At 69.9% G+C, this 16,305-nt stretch carries 17 protein-coding genes; 8 read left to right on the forward strand and 9 right to left on the reverse strand.

Features of this window, described 5'->3' with window-relative positions:
- Positions 1–25 precede the first annotated feature (25 nt).
- The 3 genes from C8K38_RS02760 (at position 26) to C8K38_RS02770 (ending at position 2,167) form a co-directional block, all read left to right on the forward strand.
- Positions 26–841, forward strand: coding sequence for a hypothetical protein (locus C8K38_RS02760; RefSeq protein ID WP_143548376.1), 816 nt, complete (start codon positions 26–28; stop codon positions 839–841).
- Between the two features lie 90 nt (positions 842–931).
- Complete coding sequence (locus tag C8K38_RS02765; protein WP_097210146.1) at positions 932–1,825, forward strand: DUF559 domain-containing protein; 894 nt, start codon at positions 932–934, stop codon at positions 1,823–1,825.
- A 30-nt stretch (positions 1,826–1,855) separates the two neighbouring features.
- Positions 1,856–2,167: a DUF6191 domain-containing protein gene (locus tag C8K38_RS02770; RefSeq protein WP_097210147.1), complete on the forward strand. Its 312-nt coding sequence runs from the start codon at positions 1,856–1,858 to the stop codon at positions 2,165–2,167.
- A gap of 1 nt (position 2,168) precedes the next feature.
- Here C8K38_RS02770 and mnhG read toward each other — a convergent pair whose 3' ends face one another.
- The 6 genes from mnhG to C8K38_RS02800 are packed head-to-tail and all read right to left on the reverse strand — an operon-like array spanning position 2,169 to position 8,409.
- Positions 2,169–2,510, reverse strand: a complete 342-nt coding sequence (gene mnhG, locus C8K38_RS02775) for a monovalent cation/H(+) antiporter subunit G (protein WP_097210148.1) — start codon at positions 2,508–2,510, stop codon at positions 2,169–2,171.
- The gene (locus C8K38_RS02780; RefSeq protein ID WP_097210149.1) at positions 2,507–2,767 is read right to left on the reverse strand and encodes a monovalent cation/H+ antiporter complex subunit F; all 261 of its coding nucleotides are present in this window, start codon (positions 2,765–2,767) and stop codon (positions 2,507–2,509) included. The genes mnhG and C8K38_RS02780 overlap by 4 nt, the downstream gene beginning before the upstream one ends.
- A complete protein-coding gene (locus tag C8K38_RS02785; RefSeq protein ID WP_097210150.1) occupies positions 2,764–3,351 on the reverse strand; it encodes a Na+/H+ antiporter subunit E in 588 nt (195 codons plus the stop codon). Before C8K38_RS02785 ends, C8K38_RS02780 begins: the two co-directional genes overlap by 4 nt.
- Complete coding sequence (locus C8K38_RS02790) at positions 3,348–4,976, reverse strand: Na+/H+ antiporter subunit D (protein ID WP_097210151.1); 1,629 nt, start codon at positions 4,974–4,976, stop codon at positions 3,348–3,350. The genes C8K38_RS02785 and C8K38_RS02790 overlap by 4 nt, the downstream gene beginning before the upstream one ends.
- Entirely contained in the window at positions 4,973–5,584 is a 612-nt protein-coding gene (locus C8K38_RS02795; protein ID WP_097210152.1) for a Na(+)/H(+) antiporter subunit C, read from the reverse strand. The genes C8K38_RS02790 and C8K38_RS02795 overlap by 4 nt, the downstream gene beginning before the upstream one ends.
- Positions 5,584–8,409, reverse strand: a complete 2,826-nt coding sequence (locus C8K38_RS02800; protein WP_097210153.1) for a Na+/H+ antiporter subunit A — start codon at positions 8,407–8,409, stop codon at positions 5,584–5,586. Before C8K38_RS02800 ends, C8K38_RS02795 begins: the two co-directional genes overlap by 1 nt.
- Positions 8,410–8,586: 177 nt before the next feature.
- Between C8K38_RS02800 and C8K38_RS02805 the strand changes: the two genes are divergently transcribed.
- The 4 genes from C8K38_RS02805 (at position 8,587) to C8K38_RS02820 (ending at position 12,144) form a co-directional block, all read left to right on the forward strand.
- Positions 8,587–8,994, forward strand: a complete 408-nt coding sequence (locus C8K38_RS02805) for an NUDIX hydrolase (RefSeq protein ID WP_027501263.1) — start codon at positions 8,587–8,589, stop codon at positions 8,992–8,994.
- Between the two features lie 3 nt (positions 8,995–8,997).
- On the forward strand, positions 8,998–9,588 hold the full coding sequence (locus C8K38_RS02810; RefSeq protein ID WP_097210154.1) for a hypothetical protein: 591 nt from the start codon (positions 8,998–9,000) through the stop codon (positions 9,586–9,588).
- Positions 9,589–9,632: 44 nt separating this feature from the next.
- Positions 9,633–11,252 carry a GMC oxidoreductase gene (locus C8K38_RS02815; protein ID WP_097210155.1) on the forward strand — a complete coding sequence of 540 codons (1,620 nt, stop codon included), beginning with the start codon at positions 9,633–9,635 and terminating at the stop codon, positions 11,250–11,252.
- Positions 11,253–11,319: 67 nt separating this feature from the next.
- Positions 11,320–12,144, forward strand: coding sequence for an O-methyltransferase (locus C8K38_RS02820; RefSeq protein WP_097210156.1), 825 nt, complete (start codon positions 11,320–11,322; stop codon positions 12,142–12,144).
- A 23-nt stretch (positions 12,145–12,167) separates the two neighbouring features.
- Here C8K38_RS02820 and C8K38_RS02825 read toward each other — a convergent pair whose 3' ends face one another.
- The 3 genes from C8K38_RS02825 to C8K38_RS02835 all read right to left on the reverse strand — a co-directional run bounded on the left by C8K38_RS02825 (position 12,168) and on the right by C8K38_RS02835 (position 15,463).
- Positions 12,168–12,953: a patatin-like phospholipase family protein gene (locus C8K38_RS02825; RefSeq protein ID WP_097210157.1), complete on the reverse strand. Its 786-nt coding sequence runs from the start codon at positions 12,951–12,953 to the stop codon at positions 12,168–12,170.
- A gap of 85 nt (positions 12,954–13,038) precedes the next feature.
- Positions 13,039–13,890: an SDR family NAD(P)-dependent oxidoreductase gene (locus C8K38_RS02830; RefSeq protein WP_097210158.1), complete on the reverse strand. Its 852-nt coding sequence runs from the start codon at positions 13,888–13,890 to the stop codon at positions 13,039–13,041.
- A 79-nt stretch (positions 13,891–13,969) separates the two neighbouring features.
- Positions 13,970–15,463: an MFS transporter gene (locus C8K38_RS02835; RefSeq protein ID WP_097210159.1), complete on the reverse strand. Its 1,494-nt coding sequence runs from the start codon at positions 15,461–15,463 to the stop codon at positions 13,970–13,972.
- A 157-nt stretch (positions 15,464–15,620) separates the two neighbouring features.
- Here C8K38_RS02835 and C8K38_RS02840 point away from each other — a divergent pair, with 157 nt between their 5' ends.
- Complete coding sequence (locus C8K38_RS02840) at positions 15,621–16,277, forward strand: TetR/AcrR family transcriptional regulator (protein ID WP_257017024.1); 657 nt, start codon at positions 15,621–15,623, stop codon at positions 16,275–16,277.
- The last annotated feature ends 28 nt before the right edge of the window (positions 16,278–16,305 follow it).

The following is a 16,305-nucleotide window of genomic DNA, read 5'->3' on the forward strand; positions in this document are numbered from 1 at the left end:
GCCCACCCGGGAGCCCGCGGAGATCGTGAGCGCGGCGACGTGCCGGATGCCGACGGACCTTGATGGGATAGCGACGACGCCGCCGGATCTCGTGGCGACGCAGCCGCGACCGGGCACCGTTCCCGACGACTTCGAACCGGTGGCGGCCATCACCTGCGACCCGACCTCAGCTCGAACCATCAACGCCGATCTGACGGCCAGTTTTGCCGAGCATCGGTGGGAGGGAGATTTTTCCGGGGCGATCGCGAAGCTGAACGCGCCGTCCGAGGGAAGCCGCCTCGACCAGGGCACCTGCGGGATCGCCAGCATGGTGGCCATTCCGGATCTGTGGCTGATCGACGCCGCGGGTCGGGCGATCCGGCCGTCGTATCCGGTCGACGAATGCAAGTTTCAGCGTATCGGCGGATTGAGGGCGGTCGAGGCGCTCGAGAGCGTCGGGCGGGTCGATCATCGCGTCCAACTGTCGCCCGATGGGGTGGAGCAGCTGATGGGGTGCGGCACGGTTCCTGCCCTGCCTGTGGCTGGAGCGGGCGTTCTGGTCCCAGGCGACTACTCGGTGCGGAGTTCGGTGTGTCGATACCGATTCGACGCCGCTGGTGTCGCGTTCGCCGGGGCGGAGAGCCTGTGGGACAGTCTCGACCCGTACTTCGAGGCGCTCGAACCGGCTCCGCCCTGCACGTCGACGGCGAGTGCGGCCGCGGGAACCAGTCTGTCCCTGTTGGGTCCCGAGTACACCGCGCCGGTACCCGTCCTGATCGAGCTCGACGGCTGCCGCCGGGTTCTAATCGACGGCTTCGTTCCGGTCGTGGCGTCGCCGGAACTGCTCGCACTCGTCGCGTAACACATGAATCGCGCCGCGAGCTAGTCGTTTTGGTGGCGTCAGTGCCGAAAACTGCCCGAGAACAACTAGCTCGCGGATAGGTTCCCGCGGATGGGCCGCGTACCGAAGCTTCCTGCCGGGCCGATCCGTCGCGCGACGCTGCTGCAGACGATGACGGCGTGGCAGATCTCGCGCGACTACGCGCCCGTGTTGAACGGGGTGTACGTGCGGTCCGACCAGCCCGTCGACTACCCGCAGCGGTCGCGGGCGCTGGGCGTCGCGTTCCCGGACGGGGTGCTGTCCGGGTGGTCGGCCGCCGCGCTGCACGGGTACCGGTACGTCCCCGAGCGGGTAGAACCCGAGCTGATCCTGCCGCGCCCGGCGAGGCGTCGGGTGGGTGTGCGGTTCGGATACGGTGCGCTGGCCGTCGACGAGCACGAGGACGTCTACGGGTACGAGCTGACCTCACATCTGCGGACCGCGTACGACTTGGGCCGCCGACTGCCGCTCGACCGGGCCGTCGAGGCGGTCGACGGGCTCTGCAACCTCGGTCGTTGCGACCCCGATGGGCTGCACGCGCTGATCGAGCGGCATCGCGGAGACCGGGGGCTCAAGCAGTTGCGTCGGGTCGTCGAACTGGCCGACGGCGGCGCGGAGTCCCCGTGGGAGACGCGGACCCGACTCCTGATGGTGCGCGCGGGATTCGAGAAGCCCGAGACCCAGGTGCTGTTGGTCGACGGGGACGGCCGACTCGTCGCGCAGGTGGACATGGCGTGGCCGACGTACCGGGTGGTGCTCGAGTACGACGGTGACCACCACCGGGAACGGGACCGCTACGCGCGGGACATCCGCCGCACGAACAGCATTCGTCGTCTCGGGTGGGATGTCGTGGTGGCCACGAAGGAGATGGTCCTGCGGCACCCCGGTGAACTGCTCGAGCGGGTCGCCTCGGCGCTACGGGCAGGCGGCGCGACGGACCTGCCGGCGGGGAACGGTCGTCGGTAGCCTGGGCGAGAGCTGGAAGGGGGGACGCGGATGCACGCTGTGGTGGCGATTGCAGCCCTGGTGGCCGCCTGTGTCGCCCTGGACCAGGTCGGGCTGTGGGCAGAGCGGCGCGGGTGGATCTATTGGCGCAAGCGCAGACCGCCGGTCGACGGTGGTGCGGTCACCGGCGCGTTCGGGGAGATCCAGTCGCTGCTGTCGCCCTCGCACCGGCACGTCGTCGACGAGCAGCGGACGCAGAAGTCGCTGCGGCACGACGCGTCGAGCGGCGACGGCACCCGGATGCGGATCGATCTGGGCGGCGGCACGGTCCGGCTCGACCCACCGGGCGGCTCAAGCGACTGAGCTACTCCGGCCCGTCCTTGCGGTCGAGGTCCCCGACGATGCCGAGCCCGTCGCGACTGCGCTGCTCGCGGTAGGCCACCCGACCTACCGTGTGCGCGATGACCGGTGCGGTCAGCAGGGTGAACAGCCCGACCAGCACCAGCATCCAGATGTCGACGTTGCCGCGGAGCCGGATCACCGCCCCGATCAACACCAGCACCAGGCCGATCACCTGGGGCTTGGTCGCGGCGTGCATGCGGGAGAGGGTGTCCGGGAAGCGCACGATCCCGATCGCGGCGGTCATGGCGAGCAGCGCGCCCAGCAGGATGAGAACGGCGGCGACGACCTCGAGCACGGTGTTCACTGGTCGTCACGCACCCGGAACCGCGCCACGCTGACCGAGCCGACGAAGCCGACAAGGGAGAGCGCGACGATGGCGGGCACCAGCGTGGTGTCGAGGCTGTAGGCGGCCCACACCGAGAGCCCGCAGATGGCCACCGCGACCAGGGTGTCCATCGCGACCAGACGGTCCAGCGTGGACGGACCGTCGAGCAGTCGGAACGAGGTCATCACGGCGGCCACCGACAGCATCACCCCGGCGATCACGAGCACTGTCGTCACGGCAGATCCTTTCGGTCGGAGGGCTTGAGCGCGGAGGGGTCGAAGACGGGGTTGTCCACGTGCCACGGCGAGGGCTTCCACTCCTCGTCGCGCTCGAACGAGGCGATGAACAGTCGCTCCAGCTGCCGCACGGTCCGGTAGAACTGGTCGACGGCCTTGTCGGTGCCCACGTCGAGCACGTGGACGTACACCATCCGCTTGACCTGATCGACCTCCAGCACCATGGTGCCGGGGATCAGGTTGAGCACGTCGATGCACAGGGTCAGCACCAGATCGGACTTGATGGCCAACCGGGCGCGCAACACACCGGTCACCGGGGGCGGACCGGGACGGACCGCCAGCCAGGCCACCTGCGCGCTCGACTGCGCCGCGTACACGATGCAGAGCCCGACCAGCTTGGCGATCGACCACAGGTGGATCCGGCCCTCGACCGGTACCCGCGGGAGCGGGAGCAGCACCATGATCAGCACCCCGACGGCCAGGCCGCCGAGGATGTTCGCGACGCTGATGTTGCCCCACAGCAGGATCCACACCGTGGTCAGCCACACCAGGACCCCGACGCGGAGCACCCGTTCCCGGTTCATCGCGTACCCCCCGCCGCGGCCGCCTGCTCGGCGTATCCGGGTCCGAGGACGGCGTCGATGTAGATCGAGCGGTCCCGCAGGTCCGCGGCCGCGCGGTCGGTGATCGCGATGAACTGGCCGGCGAACAGGGTCAGGGCCAGGCCCACCACGACCACGCCGATCGTGGGGATCAGCATCAGGGCCGGCATCCGGCCGACGTCGGCGCGGTCGTCGAAGGCGATGTCCTCCTCGGACTCATCGATCAGGGCGGACGGGCTGACGTCGGCGAGGTCGCCCTCGGGGGCGTCGGCGCGCGAGCGCCAGAACGCCTTCGTCCAGACCCGGGCCACCACGTACAGGGTGAGCAGGCTCGTGACGGTGCCGCCCGCGACCAGCACCCAGGACAACGCGCTCGGGTGCGCGACGCCCGCCTGCAGCAGGGCGACCTTCCCGATGAAGCCGGAGAACGGCGGGATGCCCGCCAGGTTCAGCGCGGGCACCAGGAACACCAGCGCCAGCACCGGGCTGGCCGCGGCGAGGCCGCCGAGCCTGCGCAGCGAGGACGACCCGGCCTGCCGCTCGATCAGGCCGACCACCAGGAACAGCGCGGTCTGCACGATGATGTGGTGCGCGACGTAGTAGATGGCGCCGGACAGGCCCTGCTGGGTGGACAGCGCGATCCCGAACACCATGTAGCCGATGTGGCTGACCAGGGTGAACGAGAGCAGCCGCTTGATGTCGGTCTGCGCGATGGCGCCGAAGATGCCGACCAGCATGGTGAGCAGGCCACAGATCATCAGCACGTTGTCGAGCTCGCCCTGCGGGAACAGCAGGGTGTGCGCCCGGATGATCGCGTACACGCCGACCTTGGTGAGCAGGCCCGCGAACACAGCCGTCACCGGGGCGGGCGCGGTCGGGTACGAGTCGGGCAGCCAGGTCGAGAGCGGGAACACCGCGGCCTTGATGCCGAACGCGACCAGCAGCACGCCGAAGACCGCGGTCCTTGTGCCGACCGGGATGCCGTCGAGCCGGGTGGCCATCTGGGCCAGGTTGAGGGTGCCGGTGGCGGCGTAGGCGAGGGCGATACCGACCAGGAAGATCAGCGAGGACACCATCGAGACCATCACGTAGGACACGCCCGCGCGCACCCGGTCGGCGCTGGCGCCGAGGGTCAGCAGCACGAACGACGCCGCGAGCAGCACCTCGAACCCGACATACAGGTTGAACAGGTCGCCCGCAAGGAACGCGTTGGAGATGCCCGCGGTCAGCGCCAGGTAGGTGGGCAGGAAGATCGACACCGGCTGGCGTTCGGTGCCGTCGTGGATGCCCTGCCCGACCGCGAATCCCATGACGGCGAGCAGCACGATGCTCGAGACCACCAGCATCACCGCCGACAACTGGTCCACCACCAGGGTGATGCCGATCGGCGAGTCCCAGCCGCCGACCTGCAGCGTGGCGATGCCGTCGCGGTCGGTGAGGTACAGCAGCAGGCAGGCGACGACCAGGCCGATCACGAGCGCGGACATGGTGACCGCCCGCTGGAACCGCGGCCTGCGGCCGCCGATGAGGGTGACCGCCGCGGCCAGCATGGGCACCAGCACGGGCAGCGGTATCAGGGTGTGGATCAGATCGGGGGACAGGGTCATTCGCGATCACCGCCAGGAACTCGGAGCGGTTCGTCGGTGTCATTCTCTTCGCGAGGCTCATCGCCGTCCGGATTGAACTCGTCGAAGTCGCCCTCCCGCAGGTCCTCGTAGCACTCGAGGTCCTCGAGGTTCTTGAGCTGTTCGAGCGGGATCGGATTGCCCTTGTCGTCGAAGGCGTCGCCGCCGAAGGTGGAGTCGCCGGTGATCGGGTCGTCGGAGCGGTCGTGATCCGGTGCCTCGGCGGGGCTGCGGCGGCGGATCACCTTGGTGTCCTCGGGGTCGTTCTCGACCGCGTCCTTGGTGTTGATCTTGTACGACCGGTAGGCCAGCGCCATCACGAACGCCGCGATGCCCATCGTGATCACGATCGCGGTCAGGATCATCGCCTGCGCCAGCGGGTCGGCCATGTTGTCGTACACCGCGTTCGTCCGCCCGACGATGGGCGCGCTGCCCGGGGGCCCGCCGACGGTGAGGATGAGCAGGTTCACGCCGTTGCCGAACAGCAGCAGCCCCAGCAGCATCTTGGTGATGCTGCGCTCGAGCAGCAGGTACACCCCGCACGCGATCAGCACGCCGACCACGATGAGGATGCCGAAGTTCGCGCTCATCAGGCGTTCACCTCGACCTCTGCGTCCAGACGCGCGCCGAGGCTGCGCAGCACGTCGAGCACGAGTCCGACCACGATCAGGTACACGCCGAGGTCGAAGAAGATCGCGGTCACCATCTTGATGTGGCCGAGCAGCGGCAGCGTGACCTCCAGGGTCGCGGAGGAGAGCGCGGGGGCGCCGAGGAACAGCGACGCCATCGCGGTGCCCGCGGAGAACATCAGGCCGAGCCCGAGGATCTTGCCCGCGTCGATGGGGACCGCCTCGCCGAGCTCGTAGCGACCGCCCGCCAGGTATCGGAGCACCAGCGCCAGGCCCGCGGTGAGCCCGCCCGCGAAGCCGCCGCCCGGCGCGTTGTGGCCGGAGAAGAAGAAGTAGACGGACAGCACCATCATCGTCGGGAAGATCATCCGGGTGGTGATCTCCAGGACCAGCGACCGGTGCCGGGGGTCGATCAGGTCGCCGCCGCGCAGCCAGGTGGTCTCCGAGCTCGACGCGGCTTCCTCGGCCCCCGGCGCGTCGGACACGCGCGGCGCGGTGCCGAACCGACGGGTCCGGAACACCAGCGAGGCGACGCCGGTCGCGGCGACCAGCAGCACCGAGATCTCGCCGAGGGTGTCCCAGGCGCGGATGTCGACCAGCAGCACGTTCACCACGTTCTTGCCGTTGCCGATCGTGTAGGCGGCCTCGGGCAGCTGCAGCGAGATCGGCGCGGTGTTGCGGGCGTTCATCGCGTACGCACCGAGCGCCGTGACTGTGGCGCCGACCGCGGCGCCGAGCAGGGCGCGCGGCACCTTGAAGCCGACCGACTGCCGCTCGTCGGTCTCGGCGGGCAGCTTGCGCAGCACCAGCACGAAGATCACCAGGGTCAGCGTCTCCACCAGGAACTGGGTCAGGGCCAGGTCCGGCGCGCCGTCGAGGGCGAAGATGACGCCGCAGCCGTAGCCGCCGACGCCGACCAGGATGACGCTGGCCAGGCGGTTGCGCATCACGGTCGCGGCGAGTGCGGCGGCGATCATGATCAGCCCGACCGCGAACTGGATCGGGGACTCCCACAGCCGCAGATTGACCCCGGTGTCGGTGTTCAACACCAGCAGGATCGTCGGCAGCAGCACCAGGGTGACGAGGATCGACGCCTGCGTCAGCGGCAGCGAACCGCGCTGGGTGGTGCCGGTCAGCTTGATCGAGATGGTGTCCATCGCGCGCAGGGTGGCGTCGTACACGCGGTCGGCGTTGCCGAGCGGCGGATGCTCGAAGCGCAGCCGGCTGACCCAGCGGTGCGCGACGAACAGCACGGCGCCGCAGCCGATCACCAGGATGGTCAGATACAGCGGCAGGCCGAAACCGTGCCACAGCGCGAGGTGGTAGTCGGCGTTCCCGTCGGCGGGCAGCGTCTGCGCGTACGGGCTGAGCAGGCGGTCCATCACCGGGGCCGCCAGGCCTGCGGCGAGTCCGCCGACGGCGAGCAGGGCGGGGACGAACAGGAACAGCGGGCCGGCGGCGTGCATGCCCTGGACGGCGGGGCTCGGCCGCTTGAGCTGCTTGCGGCCGAACGCGCCCCAGATGAACCGGATGCTGTACGTCACGGTCAGGATCGAGCCGGCGACGACCGTGGCGAGCACCAGGGTCCGCACGGGCGGGCTCAGCGCGTTGGTGGTGGCGATCGCCTCGAGGGCGCCCTCCTTGCCGACGAAGCCGAGGAAGGGCGGCAGCCCCGCCATGCTGGCGGCGGCGAGGACCGCGATGACGCACAGCGCGGGGGCGCGCTTGCCCAGGTGGGCGAGCTTGCGGATGTCGCGGGTGCCGGTGGTGTGGTCGATGACGCCGACCACCATGAACAGCGCGGCCTTGAACATCGCGTGTGCGACCACCATGGTGATGCCTGCCAGCGCGGCGTTCCGGTCGCCGATGCCGACCAGGGTGATGAGGAAGCCGAGCTGGCTGACGGTGCCGAAGGCGAGGATCAGCTTCAGGTCGAAGGCCCGCAGCGACCGCCAGCCCGCGAGCAGCATCGACGCCAGCCCGAGCGTGATCACGGTGACCCGCCACGGTGCGGAGTCGGCGAACCCGGGCGCGAGCCGAGCGACGAGGTAGATGCCCGCCTTCACCATCGCCGCCGCGTGCAGGTAGGCGCTGACCGGTGTCGGGGCGGCCATCGCGCCCGGCAGCCAGAAGTGCATCGGCACGATGGCGGACTTCGACAGCGCGCCGATGAGGACCAGCACCACACCGACGCCAGCGAGCCAGCCGCCGGGCGGGTCGGCGAGCAGGTCGGAGATCAGGTAGCTGCCGCCGACCTGGCCGAGGATGAGGAAGCCGACCAGCATCGCGAGGCCGCCCGCGGTGGTCACCAGCAGCGCCTGGGTGGCGGCCCGGCGGCTCGACGCCCGCTCCGCGTAGTGCCCGACCAACAGGAACGAGAGCACCGTGGTCAGTTCCCAGAAGATGTAGAGGATGAGCATGTTGTCGCTGGTGACCAGGCCGAACATGGCGCCGGCGAACGCGACCATCTCGGCGGCGAAGATGCCGAGGCGGGGCTCGTCGTCGGTGAAATACCGCGAGCAATAGACCAGCACGAGGCTGCCGATCCCGAGGATCAGCGCGGACATGATCGCGGCGAGGGCGTCGAACCGCATGTCGATGTCCATCGACAGCCCGGGCGCCCACTGTATGTGCAGGCTCTGCTGCGTACCCCAGTTCTTGATCACCCAGCCGAGGCTCGCCAGCGGCACCAGGGCGAGCGGGAGGAATGCGTTGCGGCCCATCGCTCGCACCACAAGCGGCGCCAGGACGGCGGCGATCGCGTGGGCAAGCAGGACAGCGAGCAATGGGCACTCCGTCGTTTGTTCGTGTGCGGCGGCGGGGTGTCAATACGCCCCGGAGGTACCCGGGGCTCGATGTCCGAGTTTAGTGGATGCCGTTGGCCGCTTCGCGACCCGTGCGCGGTTGGCGAGTCCCTGGACTTGCTATGTGCGCACGGGCGCGTGAGCGCCTACCGTGTCCGCATGGCCGAGATCAGGACCGTCGCCCTCGCCCACATCCGGGACCGCCGCATGCTGCAGGCCCGCTCCGCAGGCAAGTCGGCCTTCTACATGGCAGGCGGCAAGATCGACCCGGGCGAAACCCCGGAAGAGGCCCTGCACAGGGAGATTCGTGAGGAGCTCGACGCGGGCGTGGTCGAGGGCACGCTCAGCACGCTCGGTGTGTTCGAGGCGGAGGCCTTCGGGCACCCGGCCGGGACCCGGCTGCACATGACGTGTTTCCTCGCGGACCTGACGGATGAGCCGACCGCGACGAGCGAGATCGCAGAGCTCCGGTACTTCACCGTCGACGAGTACGCCGCGATGCCGGAGACCGCACCCGGCTCGCGGCTGGTGTTCGAGCGGCTGCAGGCGCTGGGTCTGGTGGACTGACCCGTGATCTTCACCGCGGCGCACCTCGAGGGCATCAGGTCCGGCGCGGTGACGCTCGCGTTCCGGCGGTGGGACCGCGCGCGGGTGCGGGCGGGGTCGAGCCAGCGGACTGCGGTAGGGGTGATCGCGTTCGACGCCGTCGAGGAGATCACGCCCGCGGAGGTGTCGGACGCCGACGCGGAGGCGGCCGGGTTCCCGTCGGCCGAGAAGATGCTCGCCTTCGTCGACAAGAAGGCGCACGGTCCGATCCTGTACCGGATCGCGCTGCGCTACGGCGGCGCCGATCCGCGCCAGGCGCTACGGGAGAACGCCGAGCTGTCGGAGGCCGAACTGGAGAAGCTGAGGCGGCGGCTGGCGCGGATGGACGCGAACGGGGCCTGGACCGAGGCCACCCTGCGCCTGATCGGCGAACGGCCCGCGGTGGTCTCGACCGAGCTGGCGGAGGCGATGTCGATGGAGCGGCAGCCGTTCAAGATCCGGGTGCGCCGGCTCAAGGAACTCGGGCTCACCGAGAGCCTGGAGGTCGGCTACCGGCTGAGCCCGCGGGGCAGGCGGGTGCTCGACACCGTCTTCGCCGACGGCGCGGGCGCCTGACGATTCCCCCTCCCGCCCGCGGTCGGGAGGGCTAGATTCCGGAGATGGACTCGCCTCGCTTGTCCCGTCGTACCGTTCTGCGCGGTGCCGCGTTCGGCCTGGGCGCCGCGGCGTTCGGCCCGCTCGCCACCCATACCGCCGCGGCACAGGCCGCGCCGCCGGGCGGCAAGACCGCGATCGTCGTCGGCAGCGGCTTCGGCGGCGCGGTGGCCGCCCTGCGGCTGGGCATGGCGGGCATCGAGACCACGGTCCTCGAGCGCGGCAGGCGCTGGCCGATCGATCCGGCGGGCAACACGTTCGCCACCCTGGACGCGCCGGACGGCCGCGCGTCCTGGCTGCACGACCGGCCGTACATCAACCCGCTGACCCAGCTGCAGCCGATCCAGCGCTACGTCGGCGTCGTCGACGAGGTCAGGGGCAACGGCATCAACTCGGTCTACGGCGCAGGCGTGGGCGGCGGTTCGTTGGTGTTCGGCACCTACACCCCGCAGCCGCGACGGCGCGACTTCGAGCAGGTCTTCCCGCGGCAGATCGACTACGGCGAGCTGGACCGGGTGTACTACCCGCGGGCGCGGGCGTCGCTCGGCACCTCGCCGCTGCCCGCCGATCTGCTCGCCCACCCCGCCTACAAGGGCGCGCGGGCGTGGCTCGCCGACGTCGCGGACTACGGCGGTCAGCCGTCCTTCCACGACTTCTGTGTCGACTGGGACCTGGTGCGCGAAGAGCTGGCCGGGACGCGGCGCCCGTCGGTGACCGTCGGCGAGGGCCCGTACGGCATCAACTCCGGGGCGAAGAACAGCGTCGATCACAACTACCTGCCGAGGGCCGAGGCGACAGGCAACGTCACGGTGCTGCCGCTGCACGAGGTCGTCGAGATCCGGGAGGTGCAGGGGCAGAGCGGGTTCGAGGTCACCGTCAAACGTATCGACGAGTACGGGCTCGTCCTCGAGCACAAACGCCTGGTCGCCGACTACCTGTTCATGGCGGCCGGCTCGTTCTATACAAGCGCGTTGCTGGTGACCGCGAAGGCGAAGGGCGCGCTGCCGAGGCTGAACGAGCACGTGGGCAAGGGCTTCGGCAACAACGGCGACTTCCTCATCTCGCGCACCCTGACGCACCGCGAGTACGGCGCCAAGCAGGCAGGCCCGGGCGTCGCGGCCCTCTACGACGACGACACACCCGACGGGACGGTGGCGATGTCGTGGCAGGCGGCGCCGTTCCCGGAGATCGCGGGCGGCAACACCAGCACCAACCTGATCCAGTTGATCACGAGCGAGCGGGGTTCGATCGACTACAACCCCGCGCTTGGCCGGGCCGAACTGAACTACCCGCACGGCGAGGCCGACAGCGATGTCGACGCCCGCGGGCGTCGGTTCGCCGGCCGGTTCTACGAACGGGCGGACGTGGCGCACGGGTACCCGGCGAACGGCATCCCGATCTACCCGCGGCTCGCCGGATTCGGCAGCGCCGCGACCTTCCACGGACTCGGCGGGATGGTGATGGGCCAGGCGTGCAACTACGAGGGCCGGGTCGCCGGCTACGACAACATGTACGTCGTCGACGGCTCGCTGATCCCCGGTTCCACCGCGCTGGTGAACCCGTCGTTGACGATCACGGCGGTCGCGGAGCGGTGCATGGACCACTTCCTGGCCACCAACGGCTGAGGCGTGCGCGGTTGCCGTGTGGCGGCGTGGGGTCGACGATTGAGCGGGGAGCGGCGAAGGGGATGAGATGACCTCGAGACCGGTGGTGGTTGCGACGTTCGCCGCCGCCTTCGTCGGCGCGGCGGTGATCGCCAACCGGCTGGCGGGCAAGCCCGTGCCGTTTCTGCGGTGGTCGGTGATCCGGTTCGCGCTCGGTGCCAGGCGCCTGCTGGGTGAGGGGCAGGTCGGTGACGGGCGGGAGGAGGCGCTGGCCGCGCACGTGCTGGCGACGGCCCGTCGCGGGGACCTCGACGACGTGATCCGCGCCATCGACGACTTCGCACACACCCGGAAGTTCCTGATGAACGTCGGCGACGAGAAGGGCGAGATCCTGGACGCGGCGGTGTGGCGCGCCCGGCCAGCGCTGCTGCTCGAGCTCGGGACGTACTGCGGGTACAGCGCGCTGCGGATGGCGCGGGTGATGCCCCCGAACGCCACGATCTGCACCGTCGAGATCAACCCGGCAAACGAGGCGATCGCCCGGCGGATCTTCGAGCACGCGGGGGTCGGCGAACGCATCACCTCGGTGGTCGGGTCGATCGGAGACGGTGGCGAGACCGTGAGGCGACTGCGGGATGAATACGGTATCGATACCGGCACAGTCGATTTCGTGTTCGTCGACCACCTCAAGAGCGCCTACCTGCCGGACCTGCTCCGCATCGTGGACGAGGGCTGGCTCCACCCCGGCAGCCGGGTGGTCGCGGACAACGTCAGGTTCCCCGGCGCCCCCGACTACCTGGCCTTCATGCGTTCGGAGGAGGGCGGGCGGTGGCGGACAACGGAGCACCCCACCCACGTCGAATACCAACGGGTGCTCAGGGACCTGGTGCTCGAGTCCGAGTATCAGGGGTAGCGGCGACTGCGTGAGCGGGCTCCTCAGCCGTTGCCGTTCCACGGCCCACCGATGAGGTCTGCGGCAGGCACCGCCTGCCGCAGACCGGCCTCGAAGCACGTCTCCCAGGCCGACATGTCGTGCAGGTTGGGGCCGAAAGCGTCCAAGCTCGCCCGGTCGGGGGCGATCGAGATGGGGGCTCCGCTGGGGTAGAGATGACCCAGCGGCTCGATGACGACCACCGTGCCCGCGTCGGCCGCCAGGTCCGCGTCGGATCCGGCGCGGAAGGCGCCGTCCATGTAGCGGCGGCCGCTGATCGTGATGGGCGGGTAGAGGCCGGGCACCGCGTAACTGGATGCGACGGCCTGCAGCAGCGACGCATCCCCGTGCCGATCCCAGAGCGCGGGTTCGCCTGATTCTGTGTCGACCGCGGTGATCAGGAGGCGCTGTTCGGGCCAGTCGCGGGCGACGATCAGGGCTGCGGTCCGGTCGAGATGGGTCTGTTCGGAGGGCACGTCGGCGGTGAGGGCCATCCGCCCGACCCGATGCAACTTCTCGCCCTGCTCCAGGGCGGGATCCTGGAGCGTCGCGAGCACCTCGGTCAGCGTGCGAGGGTCGGCCGCGCCATTCCCGGATCTGGTGAGGGTGGCAAGGCGGTTCGGGTCCTGGCCGGTGGCGAGCAGCGCGGCGACGATCGCGCCCGCCGATGTGCCGATGATGAGGTCGGCACCGGCCAGGTCCACGCCCGCACGGCGAAGGCCGACGGCAAGTCCGGCCAGCCACGCCGTACCGACGATGCCACCGGGACCGAGTACGAGTGCGCGTTTCATGAGAAAGATCTTGCTATCTCAACCGTGGCTGAGGTCAAGGCGCGCCGCAGCCGATTCGCGTCGGACCCAGTGCATCTCGGTGTGATCAGCGTCGGGGGAGCGGCTCCACGCCGGCGAGCACGGCACTCTCGGCGTACAGCGCCTCCTGCGCCGCGACATCGCGGGCCCGTCGGCTGACCGGGTTCGGTCGCTGCGCGGTGAGGTATTCGCCCGAGCGGTCCCGGTATTCGGGGGAGAGCGCCAGTTCGGTGCCCAGGCGGCCGGCCCGGTCGGCGGAGATGAGGAACGGGCGGAGCGCCGCGTGCACGGGCCGCGGCAGTTCCCGGTAGATGTCGGAGTCGACGCCCCCTGGGTGCATGGCATGTGTGCTCAGTCCGTCGGGCAGTCGCCGGGCGAGGGCGTAGTTGAACATCAGGTTGGCCAGCTTGGACTGCGCGTACGCGGGGAACGGCCGGTACTTCGAGCGGCCGCGGAACGTGTCGGGATCGATGCGGCCGATGTTGTGGGCGACGGACGCCACGTGCACGATTCGCGCGTCGCCGGTCTGCTCGGCCGCGCGCCGCAGCTGCGGCAACAGCAGGTGGGTGAGCAGGAAGGGGCCGAGGTAGTTCGCGCCGAACTGCAACTCGAAACCCTCGGCGGTGAACTGCTGCTTGAGCGGGGAGGCGCCGGCGTTGTTGATCAGCGCGTCGACGCGCTCATGGCGCGCGGCGAGGTCCGTCGCGAATCGGTGGATGTGCTCGAACGAGGCCAGGTCGAGGGAGAGCACGTCCACCTCGGCACCGGGGGTCCGGCGCACGATCTCCTCGCGGGCGGCCTCCGCCTTTGCCTGATTGCGGCAGGCCAGGCACACCGTGGCCCCGCGGGCCGCCAGTTCGTGCGCCATCGCGAGGCCGATCCCGGAATTGGCTCCGGTGACCACAACGGTTTTCGGCATCTGTGCTCCTTGTCGCCTGGGTGGCCACGGGCCGTGTCGGAGCGTAGCGGTCGAGCACGGCCCGTGGCTGCGATCCGGGTCAGTGCGCCATGGCCGGCTGCCCCTCGGCCGGGGCGGGCAGCAGACCGCGGGGGAGCAGGAACGCCGAGATCGCCGCGCCGACCACGAAAATCGCTGCGGCCCACCAGAAGGTCGTCGTGTAGCTCTGGACGGCGGCGAGGGCCGCGTTCTCCTGGGACGGCACCCGCCCGTTCATGAAGCTCGTGGCCGCGGTCGCGGCAACGGTGCTCAGCAATGCGGTGCCGATCGATCCGCCGACCTGCTGCATGGTGTTCACCGTCGCGGAGGCGACGCCCGCGTCGTCGGGGTCGACGCCCGTGATGGCGCCCTGCATGCCGGGTGCGAACACCATGCCCATGCCGAGGCCGAGCAGCACCAGTCCGGGCAGGATGATCGTCACGTAGGAGCTGTCGACCTCGATCTGGGCGAGCACCGCAAGCCCGACGGCGGCGACGACCAGACCGGTGGTGATCAGCACCCGCGGCCCGACCCTCGGCAGCAGCACCGCGGTCGCGGTGGTCGCGGAGGTCACCATGCCTGCGACCATCGGCAGGAAGGCCACGCCGGTGATGATAGGCGTGTACTGCAGCACCGTCTGCATGTAGAAGGTGAGGAACAGGAACACCGCGAACATGCCGGAGCCGGTGACGAACATCGCCAGGTACGACCCGCCGCGGGTGCGGTCGAGGACTATCCGGAGCGGGAGCAGCGGGTGGGCGACGCGAGTCTCGATGACCACGAACGCCGCGAGCAGGAGGCCGCCCGCCACCAGCCAGGTGATGGTCATCGGGTCGGACCAGCCGTGGGACTCGGCGTGCGAGAACCCGTAGACGATGCCGAAGAGCGCGGCCGAGACGGTGATGGTGCCCGGGATGTCGAGCTTGGGCCGGTGGTCCGACCGGTGCGGGGCGATCATGAGGACCGCGCCGACCAGCGCCACGGCCGCGAAGATCAGGTTGACGTACAGGCTCCAGCGCCACGACGTCCACTCGGTGAGGATCCCTCCGAGCAGCAGCCCGACCGCGCCGCCCGCGCCCGCGACCGCGCCGAAGACGCCGAACGCCTTGGCTCGCTCGTCCGGCTTGGTGAAGGTGGTCGCCAGCAGCGACAGTGCGGCGGGCGCGAGCAGGGCAGCGAAGACGCCCTGACCTGCGCGCGCGGCCACCAGCATCGGGAAGTTCACCGCGGCGCCGCCGAGCGCGGACATGCCCGCGAAGCCGACGAGGCCGATGACGAAGGTGTTCCTGCGTCCGAACAGGTCGCTGAGTCGGCCGCCGAGCAGCAGCAGGCTGCCGAAGGCGAGTGCGTAGGCCGTGACGACCCACTGCCGGTCCGCGTCGGAGAAGCCGAGGTCCTGCTGCGCCGCGGGCAGGGCGATGTTCACGATGGTCGCGTCGAGCACCACCATCAGCTGGGCCAGGCCGATGACGGCCAGGATCAGCCAGCGCAGTTGGTGCTCCCGCGTCGTATCTCCTGGCCCGGTCTGCGGGCGTTCGGTCGTGGTCGTGGTCATGAGCGAGCCTCGCCTCGTGGAGTGGTGGAGGTTGAAGTGGAGGAGTATTCTCCACTTAGGGAACGGTAGCACTAAGCGGAGGACTTGTCTCCACTTAATTTGGTCGCTACGACAAATCCCCTGATGGCAGATTTCGGGAATGGCAGAATCGACGATTGTGAGTACCGCCCCAGCAGCACGACCATTGCGCGCCGACGCCGAACGCAACCGACGCAAGATCCTCGACGCCGCGATGGAGCTGTTCGCGAGCCGCGGCATCGACATCACCCTCGACGACGTCGCGCGGCACGCCAAGGTCGGGATCGGCACCGTCTATCGGCGCTTCACCTGCAAGCAGGAACTGGTCGATGGTGTCTTCGAGCAGAGCATGGACCAGATCGCCGAGGCGGCCGAGTCGGCGTTGCGGCGCGAGGACCCCTGGGCCGCGCTGGTCGACTTCATCGGGCTCACCAGTGAATGGATGTCGCTGAGCAGGGGCCTCGGCGATGTCTTCTTCACCAACGACGAGGGCCGCGAGCAGGTCGCGTGCGCGCGACAGCGGATCACGCCTGCGATCCAGCAGCTCGTCGACCGGGCGAAGGAAGCGGGTGCGCTGCGCCCCGAGATCCAGGTCAACGACCTGTTCGCGGTGAGCTGCATGCTCGACGCGGTCATCGACTTCAACCGGGCGGTCTCGCCCGAGACCTGGCGCCGCTACCTCTCGCTGGTGCTCGACGGTATGCGCGCCGAAGGGGCCACGCGCGACCCGCTGCCGCTTGCGCCGCTGACCGACGAGCAGGTCGAGGTGGCCAAGACCGCCCGCGCCCGCGGCTGAGTGAGGCGGCCAGGCCGTCGATTTTGGC

The sequence above is a fragment of the Rhodococcus sp. OK611 genome (assembly GCF_003050885.1).
Lineage (GTDB): Bacteria > Actinomycetota > Actinomycetes > Mycobacteriales > Mycobacteriaceae > Rhodococcus_G > Rhodococcus_G oryzae.